This window comes from Candidatus Latescibacterota bacterium (assembly GCA_019038625.1).
Lineage (GTDB): Bacteria > Krumholzibacteriota > Krumholzibacteriia > Krumholzibacteriales > Krumholzibacteriaceae > JAGLYV01.
On sequence record JAHOYU010000186.1, the window covers coordinates 1 to 1561 of the forward strand.

The 1561-nt window shown below is 48.0% G+C and carries 1 protein-coding gene; it reads right to left on the minus strand.

Annotation, left to right across the window (positions count from 1 at the left end; genetic code table 11):
• Positions 1-54 precede the first annotated feature (54 nt).
• A complete protein-coding gene (locus tag KOO63_13125; protein ID MBU8922754.1) occupies positions 55-1263 on the minus strand; it encodes an ISL3 family transposase in 1209 nt (402 codons plus the stop codon).
• Positions 1264-1561: the final 298 nt, after the last annotated feature.

Below are 1561 nucleotides of genomic sequence, written 5' to 3' on the forward strand. Positions count from 1 at the left end.
TTGGAAGACCGTGCGCATTGACGAGGGCCTAGCATTCTGCTTGAGAAAAAGGGTTCATCCGGTTAATGCGTATTTGGAGTTGTGCAAGTTGAAGATTCTGAGTTTGAGATATTCGTCGTCCCGATAGCCGTAGGCGTTGCGTTGGAGGGTTCCGATCTTACAGTTGATTGCCTCCAGCTTTCCGGTGCTGATACGGTGTTTGTGCCAGTTCAAGATAAATGGCTTCCATATCGATAGCATCCTGGCGGCGTCTTTGAGTATTCTGATTCCGCTGGAGGATGCTTCTTGAATCCAGGCCTTCAATTCCGTCGCAGTTCGGTCTCGATCGGTGCATTGAAACAGCAGCCGAAGGCGTTCTTTCATATAATAGGCCATCGCAAGCGGCTGGTTCAACTCCAACGCCGTCTGCAAACGAGCCCGTTCGTCTTTCTTGGGGTCACTATGTGCCTTGAGGTTCTCAGGCGCCTTCAAGAGCAGCCACCGACTACCCTTTAGCACGGCCTTGTGCATATCGGTGGCCTGGCGATATAACTGCCGTCGCAGCAGCGACAACTTGTCGTTAAACCACTTGACCAGATGAAAGTGATCCAACACCAAATCGGCCTTGGGAAGATGCTCCAATACAGTGGCCATATACCCACTTGCCATGTCGGTTGCCACAGCTTGAATCTTTGCCTTGGACCGCTTCAAACGTATCCAGAAGCCCTTGAGAGCGGCTTTTCCTTTCCCCTTACCAATATGAATTACCCGTCCGGTTTCAAGATCGAGAACAATGGTAATGTACTTGCGTTTCTTGCCGAGATAGATCTCATCGATAGCAATGTGGCGGACGTTTTTGAGGTTAAATGATTTGTATTTCCGATGTAGATGTCTCTTATGAATCTCTTTGACAGTATCCCAACCCAGGCCTGTCACTTCCGCCACATCACCGATTGTCATAACTCGGCAAAGATCAATTACAAAGCGTTCCAGCGATCTTGTGTAATGCTTTTTCGGCTCGGCAAATGCAAGGTGCGGTTGCCTGATTGATCCGCAATTCTTGCAGCAAAGCCGCGGGATACGCACAACCAGTTCGACCTTGCGGCCACCGACAGGAGGCATCTTGAAGATCCTCGATTTCTGGCCGAGCCGGATTACTCGACGAGATCGGCAGTTCGCACACTTTAAGTTACTGGGCTGGATGCAACCGTGAAGGACAGTTTTTCCGCCAAAAAATCGGCTTTGTGATATTGCACTCCAGCAACTCCAAACGTATGATACAATATACTGGTGGACATGACTTTACCTTTCGGATTTTTCCATAAAGCGTAAGGCCATGTCCTTTTTCATGCAACTCCACATACCCATTAACCGGAAGAGCCCAATTTTCGATCAAAATTGACTCTCAGAGCATCCTTTTTGCTTTCACCCATTGGGTTCTCCAGATCAGAACTCAAAAACTATCATAAACAGCATCCATAAGCCCTATTCTAATAAATTTTATTTCTTTTGCACGACTTCATATGGGAAATCCGGGTCTACATGTACCTATGCCCGATCCACCTCCTGCGTTGTTGATAAG